The sequence below is a fragment of the Azospirillum largimobile genome (genome assembly GCF_977007025.2).
Genome location: NZ_CDRMUA020000002.1, coordinates 76,545 through 98,286, shown reverse-complemented (window position 1 = coordinate 98,286; position 21,742 = coordinate 76,545). Strand labels below are relative to the sequence as shown.

General features: G+C 67.4%; 16 protein-coding genes. 4 read left to right on the top strand and 12 right to left on the bottom strand.

All coding sequences use genetic code 11. From position 1 onward, the window contains the following. Nucleotides 1-129: 129 nt before the first annotated feature. The 6 genes from malQ to treS all read right to left on the bottom strand — a co-directional run bounded on the left by malQ (nt 130) and on the right by treS (nt 13,603). Nucleotides 130-2,319, bottom strand: coding sequence for a 4-alpha-glucanotransferase (gene malQ, locus ACWPKK_RS13845; protein ID WP_452004986.1), 2,190 nt, complete (start codon nt 2,317-2,319; stop codon nt 130-132). A 108-nt stretch (nt 2,320-2,427) separates the two neighbouring features. Further along, nucleotides 2,428-3,501 (bottom strand): response regulator, encoded by a 1,074-nt coding sequence (locus ACWPKK_RS13840; protein ID WP_452004984.1) that lies wholly within the window; start codon nt 3,499-3,501, stop codon nt 2,428-2,430. 158 nt (nt 3,502-3,659) lie between these two features. Then, nucleotides 3,660-5,798, bottom strand: a complete 2,139-nt coding sequence (glgX, locus tag ACWPKK_RS13835) for a glycogen debranching protein GlgX (RefSeq protein WP_324868231.1) — start codon at nt 5,796-5,798, stop codon at nt 3,660-3,662. A 138-nt stretch (nt 5,799-5,936) separates the two neighbouring features. Beyond that, the gene (locus ACWPKK_RS13830; protein WP_452004981.1) at nt 5,937-7,397 is read right to left on the bottom strand and encodes a class I SAM-dependent methyltransferase; all 1,461 of its coding nucleotides are present in this window, start codon (nt 7,395-7,397) and stop codon (nt 5,937-5,939) included. A 273-nt stretch (nt 7,398-7,670) separates the two neighbouring features. Continuing rightward, nucleotides 7,671-9,959 (bottom strand): 1,4-alpha-glucan branching protein GlgB, encoded by a 2,289-nt coding sequence (glgB, locus tag ACWPKK_RS13825; protein WP_452004978.1) that lies wholly within the window; start codon nt 9,957-9,959, stop codon nt 7,671-7,673. Between the two features lie 266 nt (nt 9,960-10,225). Continuing rightward, a complete protein-coding gene (gene treS, locus ACWPKK_RS13820; protein ID WP_452004976.1) occupies nt 10,226-13,603 on the bottom strand; it encodes a maltose alpha-D-glucosyltransferase in 3,378 nt (1,125 codons plus the stop codon). A gap of 282 nt (nt 13,604-13,885) precedes the next feature. Between treS and ACWPKK_RS13815 the strand changes: the two genes are divergently transcribed. The 3 genes from ACWPKK_RS13815 (at nt 13,886) to ACWPKK_RS13805 (ending at nt 15,673) form a co-directional block, all read left to right on the top strand. Beyond that, nucleotides 13,886-14,815, top strand: a complete 930-nt coding sequence (locus ACWPKK_RS13815) for a glycosyl transferase (RefSeq protein ID WP_452004973.1) — start codon at nt 13,886-13,888, stop codon at nt 14,813-14,815. 90 nt (nt 14,816-14,905) lie between these two features. Beyond that, nucleotides 14,906-15,073 carry a hypothetical protein gene (locus tag ACWPKK_RS13810; protein WP_452004971.1) on the top strand — a complete coding sequence of 56 codons (168 nt, stop codon included), beginning with the start codon at nt 14,906-14,908 and terminating at the stop codon, nt 15,071-15,073. 9 nt (nt 15,074-15,082) lie between these two features. Continuing rightward, nucleotides 15,083-15,673, top strand: a complete 591-nt coding sequence (locus tag ACWPKK_RS13805) for a hypothetical protein (protein WP_452004969.1) — start codon at nt 15,083-15,085, stop codon at nt 15,671-15,673. A gap of 9 nt (nt 15,674-15,682) precedes the next feature. On the opposite strand, the gene pdxR is transcribed toward ACWPKK_RS13805, so the two are convergent. Continuing rightward, a complete protein-coding gene (gene pdxR, locus ACWPKK_RS13800; RefSeq protein ID WP_452004967.1) occupies nt 15,683-17,164 on the bottom strand; it encodes a MocR-like pyridoxine biosynthesis transcription factor PdxR in 1,482 nt (493 codons plus the stop codon). 121 nt (nt 17,165-17,285) lie between these two features. On the opposite strand from pdxR, the gene ACWPKK_RS13795 reads away from it, so the two are divergent. Continuing rightward, nucleotides 17,286-17,963: a pyridoxamine 5'-phosphate oxidase family protein gene (locus tag ACWPKK_RS13795; protein ID WP_452004964.1), complete on the top strand. Its 678-nt coding sequence runs from the start codon at nt 17,286-17,288 to the stop codon at nt 17,961-17,963. A 123-nt stretch (nt 17,964-18,086) separates the two neighbouring features. On the opposite strand, the gene ACWPKK_RS13790 is transcribed toward ACWPKK_RS13795, so the two are convergent. The 5 genes from ACWPKK_RS13790 to rplM all read right to left on the bottom strand — a co-directional run bounded on the left by ACWPKK_RS13790 (nt 18,087) and on the right by rplM (nt 21,711). Then, entirely contained in the window at nt 18,087-18,683 is a 597-nt protein-coding gene (locus ACWPKK_RS13790) for an OmpA family protein (RefSeq protein ID WP_149228278.1), read from the bottom strand. A gap of 170 nt (nt 18,684-18,853) precedes the next feature. Next, nucleotides 18,854-19,390, bottom strand: a complete 537-nt coding sequence (locus ACWPKK_RS13785) for a gamma carbonic anhydrase family protein (RefSeq protein ID WP_111068422.1) — start codon at nt 19,388-19,390, stop codon at nt 18,854-18,856. 166 nt (nt 19,391-19,556) lie between these two features. Beyond that, nucleotides 19,557-20,633, bottom strand: coding sequence for an N-acetyl-gamma-glutamyl-phosphate reductase (gene argC / locus ACWPKK_RS13780; RefSeq protein WP_452004961.1), 1,077 nt, complete (start codon nt 20,631-20,633; stop codon nt 19,557-19,559). Between the two features lie 122 nt (nt 20,634-20,755). Beyond that, a complete protein-coding gene (rpsI, locus tag ACWPKK_RS13775; protein ID WP_324868211.1) occupies nt 20,756-21,244 on the bottom strand; it encodes a 30S ribosomal protein S9 in 489 nt (162 codons plus the stop codon). 2 nt (nt 21,245-21,246) lie between these two features. Then, nucleotides 21,247-21,711 carry a 50S ribosomal protein L13 gene (gene rplM, locus ACWPKK_RS13770; protein WP_014187880.1) on the bottom strand — a complete coding sequence of 155 codons (465 nt, stop codon included), beginning with the start codon at nt 21,709-21,711 and terminating at the stop codon, nt 21,247-21,249. Nucleotides 21,712-21,742 lie beyond the last annotated feature (31 nt).

Sequence of the window (21,742 nt, the reverse complement as noted above, 5' to 3'; positions counted from 1 at the left end):
CCCCGTGGTGTGGGCGGGTTTATAGCGACCGCGTGCCGGGCTGTGAAGAGCTTTTTTCGCTTCCGATGCACTTTTTTTTGGGCGCTGACCGCCGGTCCGGTTTTCCCCTGGACCGGCGGCGCCTTTCATTCAGCGTGGGACAGCGTTCGCCATGGGCGCGATGATCCGGCGGAGGTCGTAGTCGGCCTCCAATTCCTCCAGCATACGGGGAAGGCGGCGGCGCCAATTCGGATGCTGGTCGACGGTGCCGGGCAGGTTGGGCTGCTCGTCGTCCGCCAGCGCGTCCTCGATCTGAACCATCACGATGCGCGACGGGGTGTGCGCCAGATAGGCGTGGACGGCGGCGGACAGTTCGACGCGGAACGGCTGGTCGCCGTCATCGGTGGGATAGCTGTCCGGGCGCAGCCCCTCGCGGGACAGGGCCTGCAACAGGCGCCAGCGGTCGACGCCGCGGTCCCAGCGGTCCTTGTCCCGGCTGGCATCGTCGGGATAGAGACTGAGCCGCTGCCGCCAATCGAGGTCGCGGCCGGTCCAGAACCCCTTGAAGGGTGCCAGGTCATGCGTGCTGACCGTCGCCATGGAACCGGCGGGATACTCGCCGGGAGACTTGAAGCCGCCATCGGCAGTGCGTTCGAAATACAGCACGCGGTAGCTGAGGATTCCGGCCTGTTCCAGAGCCGGCCGGAAGCCCTCCGGAACGGTGCCCAGATCCTCGCCGATCACGACGCAACGGTTGCGGCGGCTCTCCAGCGCCACGATGCGCAGAAGGTCGTGAAAGGGATAGGCGACATAGGCGCCGTCGCTGCCGTCCTCCGGGATCCAGAACAGGTGCTGCAGCGCCATCACATGGTCGATGCGCAGCGCCGCGGCATGGCGCATGTTGGCCCGCAGAAGCTCGACGAAGGGGCGGTAGGCGGCCTCGCGCAGGCCCAGCGGCGACAGCGGCGCCAAACCCCAGTTCTGGCCCTTCAGGTTGAACTGGTCGGGCGGCGCGCCGACATTGGCGCCCTGCACCAGCATCGACGGGTCGGCCCAGGCGGAGCCGCCACCGGGATGGACGGCCACGGCGAGGTCGCGGTAGAAGCCCATGGCAAGCCCGGCGGAACGGCCGCGCGCCGCCGCCTCCCCCAACTGGCGGTCAGCCTCGAACTGCGCCCAGGCGAAGAAATCGACACGGCCGGCATGATCGGCGGCAAAGGCGGCGACCTCGGCGCTCCCAGGGTCCTGGAAGACCGCCGGCCAACTGCGCCACATCCACAGCGACGGGTCCTTGCGGAAGAAATGCTCGTGCAGGGCATCGAACAGGGCATGGCGGTCCAAGGCCGCCCCCATCTCCTGCCGGAAGCGGGCGTAGGCAGCCTTGCGCGGGTGGCCGTCGGGCAGGCTGCGGAAGCGGGCGTGCAGCCCCTCCAGAACCGGAAGCTTCAGCGCGGCGACCGCGGGGTAATCGACCAATTCCGCCTGCCTTGCGGCGGTCAGGGCGGCCTGGAAGGCGGGGTCGGCGATCCGGGCGCGCAGGTCGTCGGCGTCCGCCAACTCGGGAACGGAGGACGGGTCGATGTAGAGGATGTTGAGGAACTGGCGGCTGGACGGCGAATAGGGGCCGATATGGTTCGGGTCGGCCGGAAACAGGGCATGCAGCGGGTTCAGCCCGACCAGCCCGGCGCCCAGCCGGCCGGCGACCTCGGCGAAGCCGGAAAGATCGCCGAAATCCCCCATGCCCCAATCGACGGCGGACCGCAGGGAATAGACCTGCAGCCCGATGCCCCAGCAGCGGCCGGCCGGCACCATCTCCTCCACCGTCACGCAGCGGTCGGGCGCCACGATCAGGGTGGTGGCACCGGATGGACCGGCGCCGCCGGGAACCTCCACATGCAATTCCAGCCGGTGATAGCCGATGGGCAGCGAGACCGGCAACAGGCCCCCGAGCGCGCGGCGCTTATAGGCCGTGTCGTCCACCGTGGCCCGCTCCTCCACCGGCAGATCGCGGACCGCGACGCGACCGCCCTGGGCGACCCCGCCCTCCGGCGTCAGTTCCCAAACCAGCGTGGCGTCATCCAGGCCGGCAGGCAGGGCGACGCCCAGCCCGATCCCCTGCCCTTCCCCGGTGACCAGGACCGGCGGCAGCGGGCGGCTCCAGGACCGCCGCTCCACCGTGCGCAGGCTGGCGGCGACCTCCTCGTCCGTGGCGGTCGCCAACCCCATGGCGGCGACCAGCGCCCGCTTGGTGGCGGCGGAGGTCTCGCGCCGGTTGCCCCAGATGTCATGATAAAGGGGTTCTAGTCCAAGCAGATCGGCCAGCCGGTCGAGATCACTCATGCAGGGTCCCCGCGGGTTGTACGGAAAGGGTGTGGGGCTAAGGGATTGGGGGGCGCGGTGCGTGGCGTCAATGCAGACCGGCGGCCTATGCCATCGGCGCCTCCCCCGTCACCCGGCCGGAAGGGCGGATGCCGCCTGCCCTCCGGCACCCGGTGGCGGGGCGGAGGAAGAGGAGGTGGAAGCGTCGTCGGCGGGAACCGCCGGCAGGGCGGCGGCCGCCTTGGCCTGGGCGATCTGCTCCAGCCGGCTGCGGTAGCCGGTGACGGCGGCGGACACCTCGCGCGTCATCGCCTCCAACGGACGGTCGGGATCGACGGCCTGCATCAGGGCGCGCGACAGGGCCTGCAGCTGCTCCCGGTCGTCGACCGGGACCGGTCCGGCTTCCGCGGCGGTGCGGACCTTGTCGGCCAGCGTCTTGATGGCGCGGGCCACCGCCTCCACCGGGGCGTGGTCGCCGTCCTCGCCCAGCCGGCGCAGAAGGTCGTCCAGGAAGCCGCCGATGCGACCGACATGGTCGATGGCCATGCGGTCCGGCGCCGGCCGTGCCAGCCCGTCCAGGGCGAATTCCACCAGGAAGGCGACCTGGATGCTGGCGCGCAGCCGCTTCTGGGTGGTGACGGTCGAAATCGCCTCGTTCAGCAGCATGCGGGCGGCGGACTGGGTCCATTGGCCGACAGCCTTCAGGCGGAGCGTGTTGGGGGCGTCCAGAACCGGCACCTGTGCGCCTTCGCGCGGGGATTTGCGGCGGTCGGGGCCGGTATAGTCGGCGGTGACGACGAAGCCCTTGCGCGCCTCGATCAGGCTGACGATCCGGTCGCGCACCTGCTTGGGCGACACCGGCTTCATCAGCAGATCGTCGCCCCCGACATTGGTGACGCGGGTCAGCAGCGCCGGGGTCGGCGCCCAGGTGGTGACGATGACGCAGGCGAAGGGGTTCGGCACGGCCGGTTCGTTGCGCAGGGACCGGATGAAGCGGAAGGCTTCCGAATCCTCGCCGTCGGCGTCGAGCAGCACCAGATCCGGCATGCCGGCGGTCAGCAGCCCGGCGGCGGCCTTCACCGAATCGAACAGTTCCACCCGGCGGAAGCCCAGGCGGATCAACACGTCGCGGAACACGCGCGCGGTGTTGAGCTGGCTGTCGATGATCGCGGCGTCGACCTGCGAGAAATCGTAATCCGGCATCGCCCTACCCGAAGCTCCGCTGCGATCGTGACGGCAACACGTCCCGCAGGGTAACACGCATTGTCTCCGCCCGTCGCGGTAGCATCTTCACCGGGGAAAATACCATTGGGCAAAGGATCGCAGGGGCGGAGCACGCTCAGCCAAAGCCATGCCGTTGCTCACATCCCCGCCTGTTCCACCAGGGTGAAGACCAGCACCGTCCGCCCATCGACCAGCACCGACCGGCCGGCCAGATGCAGGCGTTCGTCCCCCGCCCCGTCGGCGACGCGGGTGTCGAGCAGGCAGCGCCAGCCCCGGCCGCCCGGCACGTCCGGCAGGGTCACGGTCAGGATGTCGGCATGGGCGTTCAGCACGATCAGCATCACGCCGTCGGACAGCGGCTGCCCGTCCGGCCCGGCATGGGTGCCGGCACGGCCGTTCAGCAGCAGGACGATGCAGCGCGCCTGGGTGTTGCGCCAATGCTCGGCGGTCTTCTCGACGCCCTGGGCATTGTACCAGACGATGTCCTTCAGCCCGTTGGCCGCGGTTTCGCGCCCGTGCAGGAAGGTGGGGCGGCGGAGGACCGGGTGGGCGCGCCTCAGCGCGATCAGCCGGCGGACGAAGGACACCAGCGCCCCGTCGCGCTTCGCCCAGTCCAGCCAAGTGATGTCGTTGTCCTGGCAATAGGCGTTGTTGTTGCCGTCCTGGCTGTGCTCCAGCTCGTCGCCGGCCAGCATCATCGGCGTGCCCTGCGACAGCATCAGCGTGGCCAGCAGGTTGCGCTTCTGCCGGGCCCGAAGCTCGTTGATGCCCGGATCGGCGGTCTCGCCCTCCACCCCGTGGTTCCACGAGCAGTTGGCGGAATGGCCGTCGCGGTTCTCCTCGCCGTTCGCCCAGTTGTGCTTGTCGTTGTAGGCGACGAGGTCGTGCAGGGTGAAGCCGTCATGGGCGGTGATGAAGTTCACGCTGGCCCAGGGCCGGCGCCCGCGCTTCTCGAACAGGTCGGCGGAGCCGGCGATGCGGCCGGCCAGTTCCGGCAGCATGCCGTCGTCACCGCGCCAGTAGCGCCGAACGGTGTCGCGGTAGCGGTCGTTCCACTCCGCCCAGCCCGGCGGGAAATTGCCGACCTGATAGCCGCCGGGACCGACGTCCCACGGCTCGGCGATCAGCTTCACGTCGGCCAGCACCGGGTCCTGGCGCACCGCGTCGAGGAAGCCGGAACCGGGGTCGTAGCCGTAGGGCTCCCGCGCCAGCACGGTGGCGAGGTCGAAGCGGAAGCCGTCGACATGCATCTCCGTCACCCAATAGCGGAGGCTGTCCATCACCATCTGCACCACGCGCGGGTGGCTGAGGTTCAGGGTGTTCCCGGTGCCGGTGTCGTTGATGTAGTAGCGCGGGTTGTCCGGCATCAGCCGGTAATAGCTGAGATTGTCGATGCCCTTGAAGGACAGCGTCGGCCCCAGATGGTTGCCTTCGGCCGTATGGTTGTAGACGACGTCGAGGATGACCTCGATCCCCGCCTCATGCAGACGGGCGACCATCGTCTTGAACTCCGACAGGACGCCGGTGGTCATGTAGCGCGGCTCCGGCGCGAAGAAGCCGATGGTGTTGTAGCCCCAGTAGTTGGTCATGTTGCGGGTGACGAGATGCTGCTCGTCGGCGATGGCCTGGACCGGCAGAAACTCCACCGAGGTGATGCCGAGCGCCCGCAGATATTCGATCACGTTCTGGGTCGACATGCCGGCGAAGGTGCCGCGCAGATGGGCCGGCACCTCCGGATGGCGCATGGTGAAGCCGCGGACATGGGTCTCGTAGAGGACCGTCTCGGTCCAGGGCACCCGGCGGTGGCGGTCATGCCCCCAGGTGAAGGCGCCGTCCACCACCCGGCATTTCGGCATGCCGCGGGCATTGTCGCGCCGGTCGAAGGACAGGTCCTCCTTGGTCGAGCCGACCCGGTAGCCGTAATGGGCGTCCGACCATTTGAAGCCGCCGAACAGAGCCCGGGCATAGGGATCGATCAGCAGCTTGTTCGGGTTGAAGCGGTGCCCCTCCTCCGGCTCGTAGGGACCGTGGACGCGGTAGCCGTAGAGCAGGCCGGGCCGGGCGTCGGGGAGGTAGCCGTGCCAGACCTCGTCGGTGTGTTCGGGCAGCGTGACCCGCTCGACCTCACGCTGGCCGGTCTTGTCGAACAGGCAAAGTTCCACCCGCTCGGCATTGGCGGAGAACAGGGCGAAATTGACGCCGAACCCGTCCCAGGTGGCGCCGAGCGGATGGGGCTTGCCGGGCCAGACCGGGGTGCGTGCGGGGGTGGGGGGCATGCGGACTACCGGTGTGGGAAGACGGAAGAAGATGGCGGGAAAACCACAGCCGGTTCAAGCGGATACGCGACCCGACACTGCCGGGTCCCGAAAATTCCGCAGTCAATGGCGCCCGCGGAACGGATCGGCCGGTCCTGGCTAAAGACCGAAATCATGGCGGAGCACTCCGACGCCGAACACGCATTCGGTCAGATGGCGGTCCATGAAATCGGGCTGGTGGAAATCGATCAGTTCCAGCCCGCCCGGCGGAAAGCCCCAGGTGGCATTGTGTGCGATGCGAGCGGGCAGCCAGGGATCCTCCGGCAGGAACCGTCGCTTGGGATAGGATTTCATCAGGAACCGGTACGGAAAATCACGCCGGCCGATGAACAGCGGCGCACAGCCGCCAGTATCGGCCAACCCGACGGGATGGGAATCCGGCTGGATCCAGGCACGCGTCAAGTGGCGGGAGGCCGTCGAGCGGGCGAAGGAACAGATGCCGAAATAAGCCTCGGTATCGAGCGCCCGGCTAAAGCCGCCGTCGACGGGATGGAAATCCAGCCCGGTGAAGCTCACCGCGTTGAAGCCGCTGGCCTCAACCCCGGCAAGGGCCGCCCGCAAGGATGGCCCGAAGCCGGTCGGAACCACCCGCTGGTTGCCTTCCAGCAGCAGCATCCAATGACCTGGGCAGGACATCGCCACATCCTCGACATGATGCCAGAAGCTGTCGAGCTTGCCGTCATCGGCGACCCGTGGGGTGGCGATGCGTTCCAACGCCGCCAGCTTTGCCGACTGGCCGACCAGCAATTCATGGGTGCCGTCGGTCGATCCCAGATCGATGGCGTGGATGCGGATGCCGTCGGCGTGCAGCCGGCCGACCAGCCCCTCGACATGCTCGGCATCGTCCCGGGCCACCAGCACCGCGGTCACCGGGCGCTCCTGCAGGGCCGTCGCGGCCGTCCGGGCATTGCGGTCGATCACCGTCAGAATGGTGTTCTTCGGCCGGCCGCGGTTGTGCGAAGCGGTCAGCCCGGCATACATCACCGGCAGCCCGAAGCGGTCCAGCAGGGCGCGGAACTCCGCCAGAGTCCATTCCCGCACATGGCAGGGGTTGGGCGGCGGCCCGGCATGGCCGGGGTGATGGGTGCGCTCGCGCTCGGGGGTCGAAATCACACAGGCCCGCACTGCAGGCGCAATGCCGGCCAGCACCTTCAGCAGCCCGTCAGGCTGGACCAGATGCTCGATCACGTCGGAACAGACGACGACGGCGCCGGCCAGGATTTCCGGCCCAAGCGACCGCAGGGCTTCGGCCAGCGCCGGCGCCTCCTCCCCATCCATATCGACCGCCAACCAGCGGCCGAATGGATAGGTGGCGCGGCAATAATCGATGTTGCTGCCGTAATCGATGCCAACCACCGAAAATCGTCCGGCAAGCAGTCCCAGCTTCTTGGCACCGCCGCAGCCGATATCGATGATCGTGGCGGCGCCATACCGGTCGGCCAGCACCGCGGCCGTGGCATAGACATCAGGTTGCCAGACTACCCGGCTGTCGGCGGTATCCTCGGTGTAGGCGGGGTCGACCCGGTGGCGGTAACCGCTTGCGATGCAATAGTCGTTCATGGGCGCCACCGTGATCCGTCGGGTTGGGTCGATGGAGTCGCGATGGAGGATTGGAACAGGATGGAACATGTTTCCAGCCCCTGTTTCACTGTTCCATCCTTCGTCCCGGCGGAAGAGCGGCGCATCCGGCACTCGGTCGTCTGGCTGGACATGCGGAAGCCTCCTTCATCCGGGATCGGACTTGTCCCATCGGGGATTCTTCCTACCACGGATGGGCGGCGGCAGTAAGCCCGACACGTCAATCCAGCCGGGCCCAGCGCGCCTTCCGCCCTCCTACTCCGCCTTCCGCTCCAAAATCAGCGTCGACAGCGGCGGGATGGTCAGGTCCAGCGAGTGGGTTCGGCCGTGCCAGGGCATTTCCTCGGCATAGACGCCGCCGCCGGGATTGCCGACGCCGCTGCCGCCGTATTTGCCGTCGTCGGTGTTGATCCGCTCCACATAGCGGCCGGGCAGCGGAACGCCGACGCGGTAGCCGTACCGGGGAATGGGCGTGAAGTTGCAGACGGCGATGACGATGTGCTCGGGGTCGTCGGCCTTGCGCAGGAAGGTGAACACCGAGTTCTCGTTGTCGTTCGACTCGATCCACTCGAAGCCGGACGGGTCGCAGTCGGTCTTGTGCAGCGGCTCCAACTCGCGGTAGACGCCGTTCAGGTCGCGCACGAGGTCGCGCATGCCCCGGTGCATGGGCTGGTCCAGCAAATGCCAGTCCAGACTCCGCGCCTCGCTCCACTCGCTCCACTGGGCGAACTCGCCGCCCATGAACAGCAGCTTCTTGCCGGGATGGGCGAACATGAAGCCGTAATAGGCGCGCAGATTGGCGAATTTCTGCCAGTCGTCGCCCGGCATCTTGTTGATGAGAGAGCCCTTGCCGTGGACCACCTCGTCATGGCTGAGCGGCAGCACGAAGTTTTCGGAGAACTGATAGATCAGCCCGAAGGTCATCTGGTGGTGATGGTAGCGGCGATGGATCGGGTCGTTCTGCATGTAATGCAGCGTGTCGTGCATCCACCCCATGTTCCATTTGTAGCCGAAGCCGAGACCGCCGAGATAAGTCGGCTTCGACACCATCGGCCATGACGTGGATTCCTCCGCCACCGTCATCGCGCCCGGCTGCTGGCCATAGACCAGCTCGTTCATGCGCTTCAGGAAGGCGATGGATTCCAGATTCTCCCGCCCGCCGAACTTGTTGGGGACCCACTCCCCTTCCTTGCGGCTGTAGTCGAGATAGAGCATGGAGGCGACGGCATCGACGCGCAGCCCGTCCAGCTTGTAATGGTCGAGCCAGAACAGCGCGTTGCCCAGCAGGAAGTTCTGAACCTCCGTCCGGCCGAAATTGTAGATCAGGGTGTTCCAGTCCTGGTGGAAGCCCTGGCGCGGATCGGCGTGCTCATAAAGATGCGTGCCGTCGAAATCGCCCAGCCCATGCGGATCGGTCGGGAAATGGCCCGGCACCCAATCCAGCAGCACGCCCAGCCCGGCGCGGTGGCAGGCGTTGACGAAGTCCTTGAAATCCTCCGGCGAGCCGTGGCGGGCGGTCGGCGCATAGAGGCCGATGGGCTGGTAGCCCCAGGAGCCGTCGAAGGGATGCTCGGTGATCGGCAGAAGCTCGATATGGGTGAAGCCCATGTCCTTGGCGTAGGGGATCAGCCGCTCCGCCAGCTCCTGATAGGTCAGGAAGCGGTTGTCCTCCTCCGGCACCCGCGCCCAGGAGCCCAGATGCACCTCGTAGATGGAGATCGGCGCGGTGCGGTCGGAAGTGGCGACCTTGCGGCTCTGCCACTCCTGGTCCCGCCACTCGTAGGACGGCAGGCCGTGCACGACCGAGGCGGTGGCCGGGCGCATCTCCGCCTGGAAGGCGTAGGGATCGGCCTTGGCCGGCATCAGGTTGCCGTTGGGCCCGCGAATCTCGAACTTGTAGCGCTGGCCGGCATGGGCGTGGGGGACGAAGATCTCCCAGACGCCGACCTCGACGCGCCGGCGCATCGGCAGGCGGCGGCCGTCCCAGTTGTTGAAGTCGCCGACGACGCTGACGCTGCGCGCGCTCGGCGCCCAGACGGCGAAGGACACGCCGGCAATGCCGTCGACCTCGCGCGGGTGGGCGCCCAGCTTCTCGTAATTGCGCAGGTGGGTGCCCTCGGCCAGCAGATGGACGTCCAGTTCGCCCAGCATGTTGCCGAAGCGGTAGGCGTCCTCGAACTCCTGGGTTGCCAGCGGGTATTGGGCGCGCAGGCGGTAGCGGAAGCGTTCCGTCCGGTCGGGCATCACCGCAAGGTAGAAGCCGTCCTGGTGGATGCGCTCGGCCTCGCCCGCCGGTTCGCCGGTGGCACTGTCGATCACCCACAGCCGCTCGGCGCCGGGCACGAAGGCGCGGACCTCCACCGGGCGGCCGGGTGCCTCCTGCTGCATGCCCAGCACGGCGAAGGGATCCCCATGGTCGGCCCGCGCGACGGCGTCCGCCGCCGCGCGCAGGGCCTCCGCCCGCCGGTCGGTGGAGCGCTGTTCGTTGGAACGGCTTTCGGAGACGCCGGTCTGCGCCTGGTCCTTGCGGGTGTCCGTCGTCATGTCGCTCGCCATTGGCCAAGTGCCCTTCTTCGTGGAGGCCCTATCGTCTTCATGGACCGTTATTGTCCCAACCCCGTCATCCCCGCGAAGGCGGGGATCCAGGCTTACGCGCCAAGCTCCATTTTGAGGAGCCCTGGATTCCCGCCTTTGCGGGAATGACGGCCGACGAGGAGTCGCATAGCGCAAGCCTCGCCGGATCGCCTTCTCCGCACGTGAACATACCCGCGGCGGTTTCGTCACACCATGCCCGCCGCGGATCTGGCCTTTCACCCCTTCGCGCCGTCCTCCCGTGCATCGTCGAGCAGGCCCAGCACGCCCTTGACCGGGATGCCGATCCAGTTGGGTCGGTTCGCCGCCTCGTAGCCGATCTCGTAGAAGGCTTTTTCCAGCAGGAACAGGGTCAGCAGGCCGCGCGCGGCCTCGTCCCCCGCCCCATTCTCCGCCGGCCAGGCCGGGCAGCCCTCGATCGCCGTGCGGTAGCCGTCGAGGAAGGAGTCGATGCTGCGGCGTTCCCAGTCGAGGGCGGCGGCCAGCGCCGGGCTGTCACCGCTGTTGGCACCCTCGCCCGCGCTGTCCAGCCGGAACAGCGCCGCCCATGCGGCATAGTTGAAGGAGCGCAGCATGCCGGCCACGTCGCGCAGGGCGCTGGACTTGGCGCGGCGCTCCTCCAGCGTCTTCGCCGGCTCGCCTTCGAAGTCCAGGATATACCAGTCGTTCTGCGCCCGCACGACCTGACCCAGGTGATAGTCGCCGTGGATGCGGGTCTTGACGCCGTCGATCCGCATCCCCGCCAGCGCGTCGAGCCGCCCCATCGCCTCGGCCCGGCGGGCCAGCAGCTGTTCGGCGTCGGCGCGCACGTCGGCAGGCAGACGGTCCAGCGTTCCGGGCAGGGCGGCGAAGGCGGCCTCCGCCTGGGCGCGGGCGGCGGCGGCCCAACCCGCCACATCCTCGGCCGAGATCGGCTCCGGATCGAAGGCCGGCTTGCCGGTGGCCTGCGCCAGCGCCCTGTGCAGTTCGGCGGTGCGCTGCCCCAGCGTGGTCATCATCACCAGATGCATGCCGAAAGGCTCGCCCGCCTCCGCCGCGTCCTCGGTGGTGCCGGCGACGCCGAGGCGGATGTCCTCCAGCTGGCGCTCCAACTCCTCCACCGTGCTGGCCCAGCCGTCGCCCTGGTTGCGGACGAAGGCCTGCGCCACCGCCAGCGCGGTCGGCGTGCCGTCGGCCGCAACCTGCTCCACGGTGCCCAGCAGGGCCGGGGTGTTGGCGAAGCCGACCTCCGTCAGGAAGCGGCCCATCTCGACCTCCGGATGCTCGCCCTCCACCAGCCGGCGCAGGACCTTCAGCACGATCTGGCTGTCGACGAGGACGGAGGTGTTGCTCTGCTCCACGCCCAGCCGCCGCACCTCGGTCTCTTCCGACAGCTCGATGGCGGCCAGCGCGTCGGTGGCGGTGAAGCGGATGCTGCCGCTGCCGGCCATCCCCGGCGCGGACATCGCCTGCAGCGTCTCGCCGCGCCGCAGCGCCTCGATCAGGGCAAGCGCGAAACTGTCCGCCTGCACCGCGTCATAGATGGCGCCGGTCCGGGGACCCCGCCGCACCTTGGCCAGCGTGTAGGGAAGCAGCGGCCAGCCGGTGCCGCCCGCCCCATTCTCCCAGCTCATCGCCATCGGCAGGAAATAGCTCTGGTCGGCCGCGTCGCCGTCTACACCGACTCCGCTGAGGCCCACCTGGGTGCGGACCAGCATGAAGCCGTCGCCGGGGCCCGGCAGCTGGGCGGCCATGGTGACGTGCGAGCGGGTGATCCGGCGATCCTTGGCGGAGAACCAGCGCTGCTTGGGCAAGAAGGCCTGCAGGACGTCGCGGCCCAGCTCGTCCGCCGCCTTGCCGGTGGTGAGGCTGTGCCAGCCGTCGCGCACCACCACGGTCAGCAGGTCCGGCACCGGCTCCGGCGGGGTTTCATGCCAGGTCGGCAGTTCAGCCTCCGCGGTCAGCGCGAACCAGTAGAAGCCGTAGGCCGGCAGGGTCAGCAGATAGGGAAGGTCGCCGATCGGCGGGAAGACCGTCCGGCCCAGCAGTTCGACCGGGATGCGGCCCTTCCAGTTTTTCAGGTCCAGTTCCACCGCCTGGGCCGAGCGCGACAGGTTGGCGACGCACAACGCGATCTCCGACCCGTTTTCCGTCTCCAGGCAACGGACATAGGCCAGAACCTTGCGGTTGCCGGGATAGAGCAGCGAGAAGCTGCCGCGGCCGAAGCTCTGGCGCTGCTTGCGCACCGCCACCAGCCGCTTCATCCAGTTCAGCAGCGAGGAGGGGTTGCGGGCCTGCGCCTCCACATTGACGGCCATGAAGCCGTAGATCGGGTCGAGCACCGCCGGCAGGTAGAGCCGCGCCGGGTCGGCGCGCGAGAAGCCGCCGTTGCGGTCGATCGACCATTGCATCGGCGTGCGCACGCCGTCGCGGTCGCCGAGATAGATGTTGTCGCCCATGCCGATCTCGTCGCCGTAATACAGCACCGGCGTGCCGGGCATCGACATCAGCAGGCTGTTCAGCAGCTCGATCTTGCGGCGGTCGTTCTCCAGCAGCGGAGCCAGGCGGCGGCGGATGCCCAGGTTGATCCGCATGCGCCGGTCGGCGGCGTAGAAGTTCCAGAGATAGTCGCGCTCGCTGTCGGTGACCATCTCCAGCGTCAACTCGTCATGATTGCGCAGGAAGATGGCCCACTGGCAGTCGGCCGGGATGTCCGGGGTCTGGCGCATGATGTCGGCGATGGGATGCCGGTCCTCCATCGCGACCGCCATGTAGATGCGCGGCATCAGCGGGAAGTGGAAGGACATGTGGCATTCGTCGCCGCCCTTCTCCGGATCGCCGAAATAGGGCAGCACATCCTCCGGCCACTGGTTAGCCTCGGCCAGCAGCATGCGGTCGGGATACTCGGCGTCCAGCGCGGTGCGGATCGCCTTCAGGACATCGTGCGTTTCCGGCAAATTCTCGTTGTTGGTGCCCTCGCGTTCCTTCAGGTAGGGGATGGCGTCGAGCCGCAGCCCGTCCACCCCGATGTCCAGCCAGAAGCGCATGACCTTCAGCACCTCCTCCAGAACCTCGGGATTGTCGAAGTTCAGGTCGGGCTGGTGCGAATAGAAGCGGTGCCAGTAATAGGCGTTGGCGACCGGATCCCAGGTCCAGTTCGACTTTTCCGTGTCGCAGAAGATGATGCGCGTGCCCTGGTATTTCTGGTCGCTGTCGGACCAGACATAATAGTCGCGGTGGTTGGAGCCGGGAGGCGCCTCCCGCGCGCGCTGGAACCAGGGATGCTGGTCGGAGGTGTGGTTGATGACCAGCTCGGTGATCACTCTGAGGCCGCGGTTGTGGCATTCCTCCATGAAGCGCCGGAAGTCGTCCAGGTTCCCGTAGGTCGGGTTGACCGAGGTGTAGTCGGCGATGTCATAGCCGTCGTCGCGCAGCGGGGACGGATAGAAGGGCAGAAGCCACACCGCCGTGACACCCAGATCCTGGATATAGTCCAGCTTCTGGGTCAGGCCGGCGAAATCGCCGATGCCGTCGTTGTCGGCGTCGAAGAACGCCTTGATGTGCAGTTGGTAGATGACGGCGTCCTTGTACCAGAGCCGGTCCTGCCGATCGATCATGGGTCCAGCACTTTCGCAAGCGATTGACGGAACACGTGTCGCGGGAACACGGGACGGAAACAAGCCACCGGGTCGAAGGTTTCACCCGGCAAGCCATCAGGCAACCCCTGACTTCCGGATATGCTCGACGGCGAAAGTCAGGGGCCGCAACGGTTGGAGGGGCTTTCGGGCCGACATTCCAAATGCGCAGCAATCCGGACTGGACATGGATTGACGCCGAAGGGTTATCCGGGCAGGGTAGGCCTACATACAACTTTACGCCTAAGGCGTATTGGATAGACCATGCTGGGTTCCTTTATCGTCGTGACCGGCGGCGATTCCCGCTACCATCCGCTGATTCGCGAACTGATCATCTCGCTGCGGGCTTTGAGGCCGGCGGCGGATTGCCCCGTCGGCGTAATCGACGCCGGGCTGACCGAGGAGCAGATCACGGAGCTGAAGGCCCAAGGCGCCGCGGTGGTGACGCCGCCCTGGCCGGTCGGCATCCCGGCGCACAAGCTGCGCAACCGCATCCACCTGAAGGCCAACCTCGCCAAGCTGCACCTGCCGACCTACTTCCCCGGCTACGACACGCTGATCTGGATCGACGCCGACGCCTGGGTGCAGGATTGGGAGGCGGTGGAGATGCTGCGGCGGGGGGCGGCGCTGAACCGCTTCGCCATCGTCGCCCAATTCGGCCGCTTTTCGGAGACGGAGCTGCGGCTGGACTGGCTGTTCGGCCGCTTCGCCCGGGTGCGGTCCATCCTGTTCAAGAACTCCTGCCGCGCCGGCCTGAGCAAGGCGGAATGCCGCGCACTGGCGACCCGCCCGACCCTGAATGCCGGCGCCTATGCGCTGAAGGCCGACGCTCCCCATTGGGAGGCCTTCCAGCGCTGGCAGAAGCGGGTGCTGCGCAAAGGGCGCCTGTTCACCTCCGACCAGCTGGCGATGGCGGGTGCCATCTATCTGGACGGGCTGCCGGTCGAGTTGCTGCCGGAATGGTGCAATTACATCGGTCCCTGGCGTTTCGACCCGGAGCAGGGGGAACTGGTGGAGTATTACCTGCCCAACCGTCGCCTGGGCATCGTCCACATGGCCGGCGAGGACGCCATGCGCGCCGACCCGTCGGTGCTGCGCCCGGTGCTGGACATGCAGGACCGCACGCACCAGCTGAGCCTGCGCTACCCGGCCTGGGACCTGCCGGCGGTGGAGCGGGTGGCGGAGGCGGTCTAGCGGTTTGGCAATCCTGTTCGTGCAGTTTCATGTTATCTTGTTGTCAGGTGCCGGTCGGTTTCCAGATGCGACCTGGGTGGAGAAAACGAGATGGCGACCTTCAACAGGAGCACGGCGATGACCGACGAAGATCTGAAAGCGATGAAGGAGGCGATCCGGCAGGCAACGGAACGTGCTTTGGAATCGCCGGAAGCTGCCCGCCGGTTCATCGAACGGATCTCCGCTCCTCCTGCAAACCATCAAGGCGACGCAGACTGATCCTGCGCAATGACCGATCTCTCCAATCCGTTCGTTCTCGGCTATCACGGATGCCGAAGGGCAGTCGGTGAGGATATTCTCGCCGGGAGGGTTCCCCATCTGCTGGACAGCAGGAACAAGTGGGATTGGCTTGGGTCAGGAGTGTATTTTTGGGAAGCCGACCCACGGCGGGGATACGAGTGGGCGCTTGACCGCTACGGTGCCAGTGAGGCGTTCGTCATCGGCGCTGTCATCCATCTCGGCTATTGTCTCGACCTGATGTCGCGTGGACCAATCGACCTTCTGAAGCCCGCTTATGAAAGCTTGGTCAGTATCTATGAAAAGGCAGGCACGCCTCTGCCGGAGAACAGGCGCACCATGCGTGGACCCTCCCATGCCCTTGATTGCGCTGTAATCAACGCACTTCACGATTACCGGGCGACCAGTTGGCCGGAACCTCTCCAGCCGTTCAACACCGTGCGTGGCCTATATCAGGAAGAGCCTCCGGTGTTCGATAACTCGATGATCATGTCCAAGACGCATGTTCAGATCTGCGTGCGGACACCCGATGAGAGCATAAAGGGTTACATCCGCGTGCCGGAAAGCCAATACCGGTCGTAAAAAACGACCTCACCCGGCCGCCAGCCGGGCCAGATCGCGCACCGCTCGGTCGAGCGTCGCCGGGTCGTGGGCGGCGAAGCCGAGCAGCAGGCCGTTGCCGGCATTCCCATCGGCGGCACGGTGGTAGCTGGACAGGGCCGGCGTGGTCAGGCCGATGCGGGCGGCGCGCTCGGCCAGGGCATGGTCGGGGCAGTCCGGCGGCAGGCGGAGCAGCACATGCATGCCGGCCTCCCCCGCCTCGGCCGTGGCGAAGCCGTCGAAGGCGCCTGCGATCGACTCCAGGATGGCGGTACGCTTGGCGGCGTAGAGGGAGCGCATGGCCCGCAGGTGCGAGGCGAAATGGCCATCGGCCAGGAAACGGTGCAGCGCCGCCTGCGGCACCACGCTGGTTCCGCCGTCGAAATGGCGCCGCGCGGCGCGCACCGGCTCGACCAGATCGGGCGGCACCACGACATAGCCCAGCCGCAGCGCCGGGAACATCACCTTGCTGAAGCTGCCCACATAGATGACCCGGCCGGCGCCGTCCAACCCCTGGAGGGCGGCCAGCGGCGGGCCGGCATAGCGGAACTCGCTGTCGTAATCATCCTCGACGATCCAGGCGTCGCGGGTCGCCGCCCAGTCCAGCAGGCGCAGGCGGCGCGCAAGGCTCATGGTCACGCCCAAGGGGAATTGGTGGGAGGGGGTGACCAGTGCCAGCCAGGCGCCGGCCCCACGCGCCATGCCGACGGCGACGTCGATCCCCTCCCCGTCCACTGGCACCGGGACCAGCCGTGCCCCGGCCCCCAGCAGGGCGGCACGATTGCCGGGCCAGCCGGGCTCCTCCACCCAGGCTTCATCGCCGGGGTCGAGAAGCAGTTGCGCCAACAGCGCCAGCCCCTGCTGCGCGCCGGAGACGATGACGACCTGCTCCGGATCGCAACGGACGGCGCGGACGGCGCGCAGATAGGCGGCGATCTCCGCCCGCAGCGGAGCGTAGCCCAGCGGGTCCGGCTCGGTCGCCAGCGTCCGCCCGCCCTGGCGCCAGCAGCGGCCGAGAAGCTGCGCCCACAGGGCGAAGGGAAAGACGCCGAGATCCGGCGTGCCGAGCGCGAAGGGCCGCCCCACTTGGTCGCGGGCGATGGCCGGCGCCTCGGCCAACACACGGCCACGGACGGACAGGCCGACACCCCGGCGGACCTCGTCGCGGGCGGGAAGGCTGCCGGGCGCCGCATCGGGAAGGGAGGCGGCGACGAAGGTGCCGGCCCCCACCCGCCCGGTGACGTAACCCTCCGCCAGCAGCGTGTCGTAGGCGGTCACCACGGTGTTGCGCGAGAGCCCCCAGTCGGTGGCGAGCGCCCGGCTGGGCGGCAGCCTCTCTCCCGGGCGCAGCCGGCCGTCCAGCACCGCCTGGCGCAGCGCACGGTAGAGCTGGCGATGCAGCGGCTCCGCCCCGTCACGGTCGAGCGCCACCGGTCCAAGGCTGGACAGAACCGGAACTGCCGCACGGGCCATGGCGATCCTCCAAAAGGGTAGGCAAATTGGTCCCTATGAAATCGACATTCCGGACCTTTCGAGAGAGCCATTCTGCGGGCAATTCTGGGCCATCGCAACAGTCCCGGCCTTGAGCACGACCATGACCAGCCTTCTCGCCGATACCCCCGCCGACTCCGCCACCGCCCTGGCCCAGACCCCGCGCACCCGCCCGGTGCGGCTGGGCGACCGCGGCAGCCATGACGTCGCGCTGATCCACGCCATCATCGACGAGGCGCCGATCTGCCACGTCGGCTTCGTCGACGACGCCATCAAGGGCCATGGCGCGCCCTCCCCCATGGTGATCCCGACGGTTCCCTGGCGCGTGGGGGACGAACTGATGATCCACGGCGCATCCTCCAGCCGGATGATCCGACGGCTGCAGGAGGGAGGCGAGGCCTGCATCACCCTGTCGTTGATCGACGGATGGGTGCTGGCGCGCTCGGCCTTCCATCACTCCGTCAACTACCGCTCGGTCATGCTGTTCGGCCGGCCGCGGCTGGTGATGGAGGAGGCGGAGAAGCGCGCCGCCCTGGATGCCTTGATGGAAAAGATCGAACCCGGCCGCAGCGCCAAGGTGCGGGCGCCCAATGTGCAGGAATTGAAGGCCACATCCGTGCTGGCCTTCCCGATCGCCGAGGCGTCGGCCAAGCGGCGGTCCGGCCCGCCAAGCGACGATCCGGAGGATATGGCCCACCCGGTGTGGGCGGGCGTGGTGCCCTTGCGGCTGACCGCCGGGGAGCCGGAGCAGGACCAAGCCCAGGCCCAAACCGAGGCTTGAGACCAGGCGGGAACGGAAAAAGGCCGCGACCGGGGAAACCCGGCGCGGCCTTTTTCTTGCGGAGTCTTCCGCTGGCGGGAAGGCCGATCCGAAACCCCCGGAGCGGCCCCCTGCCTGCCGTCCTTAGGACGACGGAGCGTTCAGCAGGCGCGGCAGGATCTGCGCACGACGGTTGGACGGCTCACGCACGTTCGGGCCGGTCTGGACCAGCAGCTGGCTCTCGCCCTTGCCTTCGGTCGTGATGTTGGCAGTCTGGATGCCCTTGGCGACCAGAGCCTTCTTGACCGCGTCGGCACGACGCAGCGACAGCTTCTGGTTGTAGGCCGGCGAGCCCGACGTGTCGGTGTGGCCGACGACGTGGATCTTGGCGCCACCGTTCTTCAGGATGGCCGACACCGCGTCACCGATCACGCGATCGGCGGCCGGGGTGATGGTCGACTTATCCCAGTCGAAGAACACCAGATATTCGCTCTGGACCGCAGCGACGGCGGCCGGAGCCGGAGCAGCGGCGGCCGGCGGGCACGGATAGCTGCCCTGATGGATGACGTAGCCGCCGTCACCGGTGCGGGCGGCGACGTTGCCCCAGCCGATGACCGGGTTGCACCACTCGGTGCCCTTGCCGACCAGGCTCGCGTCCTGGGCATTGGCGGCCGCCGACAGACCGAAAGCGACGATGGCGGCCGGGATGGCAGCCAGACCCGCGCGAACAATAGTCTTCATTGTCTTCACTCCCTTCCAGAACCCTTCCCCATCAGAGTGCCTGCGGGGGATGAACCTATCAATCGAAGCATCCGCCCATGTGCAAGCGCGGCAGCGACCATCCCAACATGTGGTGTGCGGTGGTGTTCCGACACCTCAGCCGATTGGCCGAACCGTACCTGTTCTTGGACCTATGCTCCACTTCCATAGCAGCTTTTCCGGTAGGTTTCCGCCAAATCCGTGTAACGGTGGCTGAGAACCGGAAAAACCGCGAGATCGCGCTCCGTCAGCTCGCGAACCGGTCTAGCAGGGCTGCCGGCCCACAAGAATCCGGACGTCACCCGCTTTCCGGGCGTCACCAGAGCACCGGCGGCGACCATCGCCCGCGACTCGACATAGGCCCCATCCAGGATGCAGGCCTTCATGCCGATGAAGCAGCCGTCTTCCAGCGTGCAGGCGTGCAGCAGCGCCATATGGCCGACGGTGATGTCGTCTCCGATGTAGGTGCCCTGCCCTTCAGAGGCCACGTGGATCACGGTGCCGTCCTGAATGTTGGTGCGAGCGCCGATTCGGACCTCGTTGACGTCTCCACGCACGGTGCAGCCGTACCAGATGCTGCTGTTCGCCCCGATCACGACATCACCGATCACCGCCGCCGTTTCCGCGATGAACGCGGTCGGGTCGATGGTGGGCAGGATGCCGTTGAAGGCGCGGACAAGGCCGGTCATCAGGTCGTACCGAAGTCGTGCATGACGGGCCGGATTGAAGCACCGTAAGGCTTAAGGCACCACCTGATTTCGCATTGACAGGGCAAAGCAAATCCCGATTGGTGCCTCCGTGCAACAGTGCGGACAGGGGGCCACAACGCTGTCACAGCCCCCTCGTGCGGACTTGTTACGGGAAAAGCGGCGCCTGATCGATGCCGGTGGTCTCGCCCAGACCCATCATGACGTTCATGTTCTGGATGGCCTGGCCCGAGGCGCCCTTCACCAGATTATCGATCACCGACACGATGATGGCGCCGCGCGGGGTGCGGTCGGCGACCACGCCGATCAGATTGTGATTGGACGCGCGGACATGGCGCGTCGCCGGAACCACGCCGGCCGGCGTCACCCCGACGAAGGGTTCGTCGGCATAGCGGGCGGCCAGCGTCGTGCGCAGGTCGTCGGCGGTGACGCCATCGGCCATGCGGACATAGATGGTCGCCATCATGCCGCGGTTCATCGGCACCAGATGCGGGGTGAAGGAGACGGTGACCGGCCGGCCGGCGGCCAGCCGCAGCTCCTGCTCGATCTCCGGCATGTGGCGGTGGTGGCCGACGCCATAGGCGTTGAAGCCCTCCGACACCTCGGTGAACAGGTTGGCCTGCTTGGCGTCGCGGCCGGCGCCCGACACGCCGGACTTGGCGTCGATGATGATGCCGCCCGGCTCGATCTGGTTTTCCATCAGCAGCGGCAGCAGCGGCAGCAGCGAGCAGGTCGGGTAGCAGCCGGGATTCGCCACCACCCGCGCCTTGCGCACGCCCTGGCGGTTGAATTCGGTCAGGCCGTAGGCGACCTCCTTCTGCAGGCCGACGGCGCGGTGCTCATGCCCGTACCAGGTGGCGTATTCGGTCGGGTCGCTCAGACGGAAATCGGCGGACAGGTCGACCACCTTCAGCCCGCTGGGCAGGCCGGCGATCACCTCCTGCGTAGTGCCGTGCGGCAGGGCGCAGAAGATGAAGTCCAGGCCGTCCCACTTCAGCTGCTCGATCTTCACCAGATCGGGCAGGCCATAGCCGCCCAGATGCGGGAACACCTCCGCCATCGGCTTGCCGGCCTGTCGTTCTGCGGTCAGGGCGGCGATCTCGACGTTCGGGTGGCGCAGCAGCATGCGCACCAGTTCGGCGCCGGTGTAACCGGAGGCGCCCAGGATGCCGACGCGGATTTTCGAACCGCCGGGAGTGCTGCCCGGAATGCTGATCGAGGCCATGGAGGCGATGTCCTTCGCTTGACGGGAGGAACGCTTGATTGGTGATACCGGACAAAAAGAAAGGGGCGCCCCTTTCGGGACGCCCCTCGCTTGTACCGTAAAGCCGCGGGCCCGTGTAGGGATTAGCGCTTCGAGAACTGGAAGCTGCGGCGGGCCTTGGCGCGGCCGTACTTCTTACGCTCGACCGTACGGGCGTCGCGGGTCAGGAAGCCGGCGGCCTTCAACGGCGGGCGCAGGGCCGGCTCGAAGTAGGTCAGCGCCTTGGAGATGCCGTGGCGAACGGCACCGGCCTGGCCCGACAGACCACCACCGGCGACGGTGGCGACGACGTCGAACTGGTCCAGACGCTCGGTCACGCCGAACGGCTGGGCGATCATCATGCGCAGCACCGGACGGGCGAAATAGACCGTCTGGTCGCGGCCGTTCACGGTGACCTTGCCGGTGCCCGGCTTGATCCACACGCGGGCGACGGCGTCCTTGCGCTTGCCGGTGGCGTAGGCGCGGCCCTGGGCGTCCAGCTTCGGAGCGGCCAGCTCTTCGGTGACGGTCGCGGTGGCGGCGGCGCCCGTCAGATCCTTAAGGCTGGAGAGGGTGGTGGTGACCTGAGCCATGCTTACGCGCTCCGCTTATTCTTCGGGTTCAGGGCGCCGATGTCGAGGGCGACCGGCTGCTGCGCATCGTGCGGATGCGTGGCGCCCTTGTAGACCTTGAGATGGGTCATCTGCTGACGGCCGAGCGGACCGCGCGGAACCATACGCTCCACGGCCTTCTCGATCACACGCTCCGGATACTTGCCGTCCAGGATCTGGCCCTTGGAACGGCCCTTGATCCCGCCCGGATAGCCGGTGTGCCAGTAGAAGATGTCGGCATCGCGCTTGTTGCCGGTCAGCTTCACCTTCTCAGCATTGATCACGACGACATGGTCGCCGCAATCCATGTGCGGGGTGTAGGTCGGCTTGTTCTTGCCACGCAGGATGTTCGCCAGGATGCTGGCGAGCCGGCCGAGAACGAGGCCGTCGGCGTCGACGACGTACCACTTCTTCTCGATTTCGGTCGGCTTCAGATTGAAGGTCTTCATCGCCACACTCGTTTCTTCGAATACGGATCGG

Excerpts from the sequence above, each read along its gene's own strand:
- malQ (WP_452004986.1), bottom strand. The coding sequence starts at position 2,319 with ATGAGTGATCTCGACCGGCTGGCCGATCTGCTTGGACTAGAACCCCTT.
- ACWPKK_RS13840 (WP_452004984.1), bottom strand. The coding sequence starts at position 3,501 with ATGCCGGATTACGATTTCTCGCAGGTCGACGCCGCGATCATCGACAGC.
- glgX (WP_324868231.1), bottom strand. The coding sequence starts at position 5,798 with ATGCCCCCCACCCCCGCACGCACCCCGGTCTGGCCCGGCAAGCCCCAT.
- ACWPKK_RS13830 (WP_452004981.1), bottom strand. The coding sequence starts at position 7,397 with ATGAACGACTATTGCATCGCAAGCGGTTACCGCCACCGGGTCGACCCC.
- glgB (WP_452004978.1), bottom strand. The coding sequence starts at position 9,959 with ATGACGACGGACACCCGCAAGGACCAGGCGCAGACCGGCGTCTCCGAA.
- treS (WP_452004976.1), bottom strand. The coding sequence starts at position 13,603 with ATGATCGATCGGCAGGACCGGCTCTGGTACAAGGACGCCGTCATCTAC.
- ACWPKK_RS13815 (WP_452004973.1), top strand. The coding sequence starts at position 13,886 with ATGCTGGGTTCCTTTATCGTCGTGACCGGCGGCGATTCCCGCTACCAT.
- ACWPKK_RS13810 (WP_452004971.1), top strand. The coding sequence starts at position 14,906 with ATGGCGACCTTCAACAGGAGCACGGCGATGACCGACGAAGATCTGAAA.
- ACWPKK_RS13805 (WP_452004969.1), top strand. The coding sequence starts at position 15,083 with ATGACCGATCTCTCCAATCCGTTCGTTCTCGGCTATCACGGATGCCGA.
- pdxR (WP_452004967.1), bottom strand. The coding sequence starts at position 17,164 with ATGGCCCGTGCGGCAGTTCCGGTTCTGTCCAGCCTTGGACCGGTGGCG.
- ACWPKK_RS13795 (WP_452004964.1), top strand. The coding sequence starts at position 17,286 with ATGACCAGCCTTCTCGCCGATACCCCCGCCGACTCCGCCACCGCCCTG.
- ACWPKK_RS13790 (WP_149228278.1), bottom strand. The coding sequence starts at position 18,683 with ATGAAGACTATTGTTCGCGCGGGTCTGGCTGCCATCCCGGCCGCCATC.
- ACWPKK_RS13785 (WP_111068422.1), bottom strand. The coding sequence starts at position 19,390 with ATGACCGGCCTTGTCCGCGCCTTCAACGGCATCCTGCCCACCATCGAC.
- argC (WP_452004961.1), bottom strand. The coding sequence starts at position 20,633 with ATGGCCTCGATCAGCATTCCGGGCAGCACTCCCGGCGGTTCGAAAATC.
- rpsI (WP_324868211.1), bottom strand. The coding sequence starts at position 21,244 with ATGGCTCAGGTCACCACCACCCTCTCCAGCCTTAAGGATCTGACGGGC.
- rplM (WP_014187880.1), bottom strand. The coding sequence starts at position 21,711 with ATGAAGACCTTCAATCTGAAGCCGACCGAAATCGAGAAGAAGTGGTAC.